Origin of the sequence: Lancefieldella parvula (assembly GCF_963530955.1) — a bacterium.
Classification (GTDB): domain Bacteria; phylum Actinomycetota; class Coriobacteriia; order Coriobacteriales; family Atopobiaceae; genus Lancefieldella; species Lancefieldella parvula_A.
In genome coordinates this window covers 1-7,337 of the sequence record NZ_CAUSFQ010000070.1, presented here as the reverse complement: position 1 = coordinate 7,337, position 7,337 = coordinate 1, and the positions used below count along the sequence as shown (strand labels likewise).

5 protein-coding genes are annotated in these 7,337 nt (G+C 53.9%); 3 read left to right on the top strand and 2 right to left on the bottom strand.

What is annotated here, in order from left to right; translation table 11 throughout:
* Positions 1–200: 200 nt before the first annotated feature.
* A complete protein-coding gene (locus RWJ43_RS05230; protein ID WP_157966984.1) occupies positions 201–368 on the bottom strand; it encodes a hypothetical protein in 168 nt (55 codons plus the stop codon).
* Between the two features lie 786 nt (positions 369–1,154).
* On the opposite strand from RWJ43_RS05230, the gene RWJ43_RS05225 reads away from it, so the two are divergent.
* Positions 1,155–2,492 carry an MFS transporter gene (locus RWJ43_RS05225; protein ID WP_314008638.1) on the top strand — a complete coding sequence of 446 codons (1,338 nt, stop codon included), beginning with the start codon at positions 1,155–1,157 and terminating at the stop codon, positions 2,490–2,492.
* 261 nt (positions 2,493–2,753) lie between these two features.
* Positions 2,754–4,223, top strand: a complete 1,470-nt coding sequence (abc-f, locus tag RWJ43_RS05220) for a ribosomal protection-like ABC-F family protein (protein WP_005987409.1) — start codon at positions 2,754–2,756, stop codon at positions 4,221–4,223.
* Between the two features lie 205 nt (positions 4,224–4,428).
* Here abc-f and guaA read toward each other — a convergent pair whose 3' ends face one another.
* On the bottom strand, positions 4,429–6,018 hold the full coding sequence (guaA, locus tag RWJ43_RS05215; RefSeq protein ID WP_314008630.1) for a glutamine-hydrolyzing GMP synthase: 1,590 nt from the start codon (positions 6,016–6,018) through the stop codon (positions 4,429–4,431).
* Positions 6,019–6,399: 381 nt separating this feature from the next.
* Here guaA and RWJ43_RS05210 point away from each other — a divergent pair.
* Positions 6,400–7,337, top strand: a 938-nt coding sequence (locus tag RWJ43_RS05210) for an Ig-like domain-containing protein (protein ID WP_314008627.1), incomplete at its 3' end; no start/stop codon positions are given.

The window sequence follows — 7,337 nt, the reverse complement described above, 5'->3', positions numbered from 1 at the left end:
AAACCGCAGGCCACAGGTCTTTGTCAACGATAAGCAAAGTGAATAGTCTCAGGTGGCTTGCCCATGAGTTGGCGTAAGCCTGTTTAGCAAAAGGCTAATCGGACACGACAGGCCGCCCGCATGGCGACGGCGTTTCCCGTGCGGGCACAAACAGCCCTGCGTGCCCTGTCGCGCGATATCCCAATGCGACGTTCAGAACCCTACCCGCCAAGCAGCCACCTCGCGAAATTCAGCACGAGCACGCCCTCCCGGGTATGGGGCTCATGCCTCGTGCGAGTGATGAGAATCTTCGGGAATGCATCCCCGATGGATAGAATCGGCGCAATCTCCCTCTCGAGCGTCGAATCGGCGCCGATATCGTCGCTCACATACACTTTCCTTCCCGGTTTCGAAACTTGGAAGGCAGTATGCGCAAGGATGCGTCGAGGTGCGATCCCAGTCGTACCATGCCAGCAGAGATGTCGAGGCACATTCGTTCATGCTGCAATGCGGGCATCGGAGATGAAAAACAGCCCGTCGGGTAGTCATGGGCGTGCGGGAGCCCGCATCAGTAACCTGCCTCCTCGGTTGTCCCTTCTTTGCATGGTCGTCTACATAAAGGAGGAACCAGCCATGCAGATCAGCATGCTTGCCCTTCTTGGGTCACGGACCGGGGAGGCGAGGGCCTCCGTCGGGACCGCCCCGAGCAACCGGCATATCCAAGGAATGACAAGGCTCGATCGCTGTGCTGGTCAGGATGCCGAAGCGGGCCGTCCGCCAATCGGAATGCGGGTCAGGATGCTGCAACGTGATTCCAGCTGCAGGATACGGCTCCTTTGCGGTTGCCGCAAAACCTGCTGGCAACATTCTTACTATCCGAATGATGTACGCATCCCTTGGGATCGTTTCGCCTGACCAGGGCCATCTTCAGCGCCTCATCGGCCAGCTCGGCAGGCGCCTCTTCCACGCGTAATAGCCCTGGCGGGTCACCTATGCAACCAAAGATACAAAAGGAATCGAATGGCCAGAGAGGATTGCCCTTTCCGATGGTCGATTCTTGACAGGCAAACTCAAGCCTCGTTAATATTACATGGTTTGCCAGACCGAATTAACAAAGGAGGGGTGTCGTGGTTGGTCTTTTCCGCACGTGGATGAGCGCCTAGAAAGCGGCGCTGTTGTGGCGTCGCGTTGTTTTTCTGCACGCCATTTCACGATTGGACATAACCATGATATTTGAAACCTCTCGGCGCAGGTCTGTTTCGCTGTGCCATTCATGGCAATTTAAGATTTGTTTCGTATGGGGCGGGGAGCTCGTGTCGACATTGACGAGCTTGATTCTCCAAATGGGTCTCATTTGGCATATCGCCCTCACGACAGAATCATCTTCCCTCCTCTCCCTGGCATCGTTAGCAGGCTTTCTGCCGATTGCTTTGTTCGGAGTCCTTGCGGGCGCCGTTGTCGACAGGCTGCCTTTGAAACGTGTTCTCATCGGCGCCGACCTCTTCGTTGCCGCGGTGGGCGCCGCCTTGGCGATTGCCTCGTTGGCCGGCAGCTTACCTGCGTGGTCAATACTCATCGCCCTGTTTCTCCGCGCAGCTGGCACTTCGTTCTACACGCCGGCCTCCCAATCCCTCACGCCCCATCTCGCCCCGCCAGAGCATCTCGTTCGCCTATCGGGAGTGATGCAGGCGATTCAGTCCGCCGGATACATTCTTGGCGCCGCGCTCGCGGCAGTGATTTATCCTGTGGCGGGCATTACCGCCATGATTGCCCTCGACGTGCTGGGGGCGCTTTTCGCTTCTCTAGCTGTCCTCGCCGCTCAGATAGACGCAGGAGGACTCGACGAAGCCGACCGCAGCTCGTCCTTTTCCAATAAAGTTCGAGAACTTTTCTCTGAGATTTCGGACGGCTACAAGCTGATCAGGGGATACAGGGGGCTGTTCGCCCTTCTTTGGTGCGGGTTCGTCTTCGCTTTCGCGTTCTCCCCACTCGCGGCATTGTTCCCAATAATGACCTTGGGACATTTTGGCGGTAGCACGGGGGATGCTGCTTTGGTGGAGGTCCTTTTCTCCGCAGGCATGCTGGCTGGGTCCGGCATTTTGGCGGCCACGGGAGGGTTCCGCAATAGGTCGCTCACCATGGTCGCCGCGATCGCCGGCTTCGGCGTCGTCGCAATCGCATCCGGATTGATCGGCCCGTCGCTGTTCGCCGTTTTCCTACCGGCGAGCTTTCTTATGGGCGCATGCTCCCCGTTGTACGCGGGAACCCAGACTGCCCTTATGCAGGAGCAGATACCTCCTGAGTACCTAGGCCGCGTTTTCGGCCTCTACGGAACCATCATGGCGTGGGCCATGCCCATGGGCCTCGCGGCCCCCTCCGTTTTTGCGGATCTGCTTGGAGCTCCGTTATGGTTCGTCGGCTCTGGAGCGACCATGGTACTGCTTGCGATGGCTATGCTGCTTGCTCCGAGCGTCCGAAACGTGGGGAAAAGAGATACCGGGCGGATTCAATAGCCCAAGTATTCGAAAAAAAGAGGCGGCAGCCATCGGTTCACGCGTCAGCCTTCAAGCCCTTGCGACGACGAGGTATTGCGCCGACATCCCACATCGCGCTCCTTATTCGTCGCCAACTATCATTTTCGGATTTGCCGGCTTGCGCAAGGTCAAAACGCTCGCGCCGGCAATTGGGCAAAGGCGAAAAATCGACGTGAGCAATCTTTTTTGGCATGGCTGCGCTTCCAGTAAAAGGCTAATACACAAAAGGCGGTTCAACCTATGGAACTCATAGTCAAAGCTAAAGACATCTTTTTGGAATATGCCGGCCGCGATATCCTGGATATCGAAGAGTTGGAAATCTACTCCTACGATCGCATCGGCTTGGTGGGAGACAATGGCGCAGGCAAAACCAGCCTGCTTAAAATTCTGAGCGGCAATCTTACCATTGCGGACGCCGACGTCAGGCGCTTCGGCAGCATTGCCCTCATCGGCCAACTCGATGAACTCGACCTTGATGCGGCTCAGGACAGTGGTGAGATGCTCTCCCGTCTCAACGTCGCCGGAGTGGCGCAGGAGACGATGAGCGGCGGGGAGGAAACACGCGCCAAGATTGCCTCTGCACTCTCCCAGCATGCAAGCGCGATCTTCGCCGACGAGCCTACGAGCCACCTCGACCAAGACGGCATCCGCCTTCTCGTCGGACAACTCAAGGCATTTGATGGGGCTCTGCTCATCGTGAGCCATGACCGTCATTTTCTCGACCAGGTGGTAGACAAGATCTGGGAGCTCAAAGACGGCGGTATTTCCGAATTCTGGGGTGACTACTCCGACTATCTGCGACAGAAAGAAGAAGAGCGCAAAGCTCAGGCGACTCGATACGAAGAGGCGATGCGCGAGCGCGATCGCCTCGAAGCCGCCATCGAAAAACAACGGAAAAAAGCACGGCAGGTCGACGCCAAGCGGAAGGCTGCGAAAAAAAGCAACGAGTATGCAGGTCGATTGGGGCATCAGAAAGCAACCGGCACCAAACAGAAGAGGATGTACCAGGCGGCTAAGGACATGGAGAAGCGCCTCGAAGCGCTCGAAGGGATTGAGGCCCCAGATAGCATTCGCGCCGTGCGGTTCCGCCAGAGCAAGGCCCTGGAACTGCATAGTAAATTTCCCATCTCGGCAGACGATTTCAGCTTGAGCTTCGGCAACTGCATGCTCTATGACCACGCGAAATTCGAGATACCGCTCGGTGCCAAAGTGGCCATCACCGGTGGCAACGGTACAGGAAAGACCAGCCTGCTGAAGGCAATCGCTCGACGCGCCGACGGTATCAACATCTCTCCCAAGGCAGAGATCGGTTACTTCGAGCAAACAGGCTACAAGTTCGACGCCCGTCAGTCTGCGATCTCGTTCATGCAGGATGGTTGCGAGTACAGCATGACCGAAATTCGAGGCATCCTCGCCTCTATGGGAATCGGACCGCGCGACCTGACAAAGGACGTTGGCGTTCTCTCGGGAGGCGAAGTCATCAAGCTGCTACTCGCGAAGATGCTGCTGGGCAGATACAACATCTTGCTCATGGACGAGCCTGGAAATTACCTGGACATCAAGAGCGCCGAAGCCCTCGAGCAGATGATGAGCGCCTATGCCGGAACGATAGTGTTCGTCTCCCACGATAAGAGGCTGGTCGAGAACGTCGCAGACATTGTCTACGAAATAAAGGACACCAAGCTAGTCAAAATCTTTCAGCGCGAATAGCCCTAAATGAGCAAGAAATAATCCCCGAACGGAGACAAGGGAGTAAAACGGCAAAGAAAGAGCCTCCGTCCCAACGCAGGGAACGGAGGCTCTTTAATCGCTTTTACTCATCTCCGTCGCTGGTGGCTTTGTCATGACTCTCGTACGAAACGAAACTCAGCGGCATAGTGCGGCACTCAAAATCGCAGGTCAGAACCCTGTCGTCCTACTCCCACTCAATGGTCGCAGGTGGCTTAGGAGTAATGTCATAGGCCACGCGGTTAACGCCAGCAACCTCACTGACAATACGGGAAGAAATGCGGGTCAGCAACTCATAAGGAAGCTTTGCCCAGTCAGCGGTCATAGCGTCGCTCGACTCAACGGCGCGCAGGATAACTGGACGAGCATACGTACGCTCGTCACCCATAACGCCAACGGACTTAATGTCGGGTAGCACGGCAAAGTACTGCCACACACTGTGCTCGGAGTTACGATCGCCTGTCTCGTCAAAGAGCTGGGCGTTGTAAGCGTCAATCTCTTCACGGACAATAGCGTCGGCGTTGCGGAGAATCTCAAGCTTTTCTGGGGTAACGTCGCCAATGATGCGGATAGCAAGGCCAGGACCTGGGAATGGTTGCCTGTAGACAAGGTTCTCTGGCAGGCCAAGCGAAACGCCCAGCGCACGGACCTCATCCTTGAAGAAGTGATCCAGGGGCTCAATCAGGTCAAAGTGAACGCCCTCGGGGAATGGAATCAGGTTGTGGTGGCTCTTGATGGTTGCAGCCTTGCCGCCGGTCTTACGAGCGCCGGACTCGATAATGTCAGGGTAGATGGTACCCTGTGCTAGGAACTGAACGCCGTCCAACTTCTGAGCCTCGTCAAAGAAGACCTTCCAGAACTCGGTGCCAATAAGACGGCGCTTCATCTCTGGCTCGGTAACGCCAGCTAGAAGCTCTGCATAGCGCTGCTCTGCGTGAACGTGAATCAGAGGCACGTTGAACTGCTTGCGGAAAACCTGCTCAACCATCTCTGGCTCGCCCTTGCGGAGCATGCCGTGGTTAACAAACACGCAGGTAAGCTGATCGCCAATGGCACGGTGAACAAGAGCTGCGACAACGGAAGAGTCAACACCGCCGGAAAGCGCCAAAATAACGCGGCCATTGCCAACCTTCTGGCGAATCTCCTCCACCTTCTGCTCAATGATGTTGTCCATGGTCCACGTCTTCTCAAAACCACAGATATTGAACAGGAAGTTAGAAAGCATCTGGGAACCACACTCGGTGTGGTTGACCTCTGGGTGGAACTGAGTGGAATACAGGTTTTTAGCGGCGTTTTCCATAGCTGCAATAGGGCACACGTCAGTTGAAGCGGTAACAGTAAAGCCTTCTGGAACCTCAGACACTGCATCGCGGTGGCTCATCCAAACAGTCTGCTGCTCAGCGGTGCCGTCAAAAATGCGGCTCTCCCCTGCGCGGGTCAGATGAGCTGGGCCATACTCGCCCTTCTCGGTATGTCCAACGGTGCCGCCCAGGGTAACCGCCATAATCTGCTGTCCATAGCAGAAACCAAAGACAGGAAGGCCAAGCTCCAGAATCTCTGGATCAATCTTTGGCGCATCCTCAGCATATACGGAAGCAGGGCCACCAGACAAAATAAGCGCAGATGGATTAAGCTCACGAAGCTCATCTGCGGAAATATCACAAGGAACAATCTCGGAGTAGACGTTAAGATCACGCACGCGACGTGCAATTAACTGGCCGTACTGGGCACCAAAGTCTAGAACTGCAACAAACTGCTTGGGCCTGGACTCGCTCATGCATGACTCCGCTTCTCCGGTTTCCCGGTCACTCTTGGATTCTGTGCCGACGCGCAATGCCGCACGTATAAGCACATATCTCTACCACGAATTTATTGCTTTTAATAATACCTTCAACCAGCCAATAACACCACGAGAGATTGTCTGCGCCAAAAAGTCTTCTTAATCTGTGCAAATAAAAGACGTCAAAGTTCTATAATTTGACGAGAAATGCTACTAATTTCTAACAATTTACAAACCCAGAATATGGCGAGAAGAGCAGGTCAAAAGTACGGTAATTTGAAATGTAATTGTTTTGTGACGACAAAAACTAATAACAGTTTTTAAGTGCCTATCTGCAATAATTTTCTCACGCTCGCAAGACGAATTGGAGTTTAGTTTATGAAAAAAGTACTGGTCAGACTAGGTGCATTTCTTGTGCCATTTATGATTGTTGTTACTTTTGTGACAACATTCGCTTCTGCTGCAACTGTTTCACCAGTTCAAATTACCAGCATGTCTGTGGCTGATGATACCTATACACCAGTAAATGAGATTACCACTGATAATCTGTACCATATTACAATTAACTGGGAATCTACCGCATCTACCGTGGCAGAAGGTGACTATTTTGATATTACCCTGCCCGATAAAGTCCAGTTCACTGCCACACAAAATACAACTCCAATTGAAGTTAAAGATCCTAACGGTGCAACCGTAGCTTGGGCTTATCCAACTCCAGCTGCAGGTAGCATTTACGGCGGTACCCTGCATGTTGTTTATACAGACTATGCAAACACCCACACCCAGATTAAGGGCACTTTCTCGCTGTCCGCTCTCTACGACCGCGACGCCATCAACGCAGGGGATAATACCCACATTGATTTTGGCGTTAACGGCACCGCTGTTCCTCTCAACATGATTGTTCGTCCAAAGAACACCATTGGCGAAGAGTGGCTCAACAAGTGGGGCGGTCCTGTCAGCGGTACTGAGTCTGAGGTACTTTGGTATGTTCGTCTTAACTACTCCGCTTCTAACATGACTGGTGTTGAGTTCTCTGACTCCCTCTCTGATAGAAACGGTGGCGATCTGCCAGCATCGGTAACCTACATTGCCAACTCTTTCCACCTCTATCGTGCAGACTTTGATGGAACGGGTAACTTCAGCAACCTTCAGGAGGTCACCATTCCTAATGGTGCTCTTTCTATTGCAGCTGACGGCCACTCCTACCACCTTAACCTGAGCGGCGTTGACTTCTCCCAGGGTCAGCGTTACCTCCTGCAATATCACACCACCTTTATTCCAGGTATGGCTCTGCATAACTATGGTGTGCTTACCAA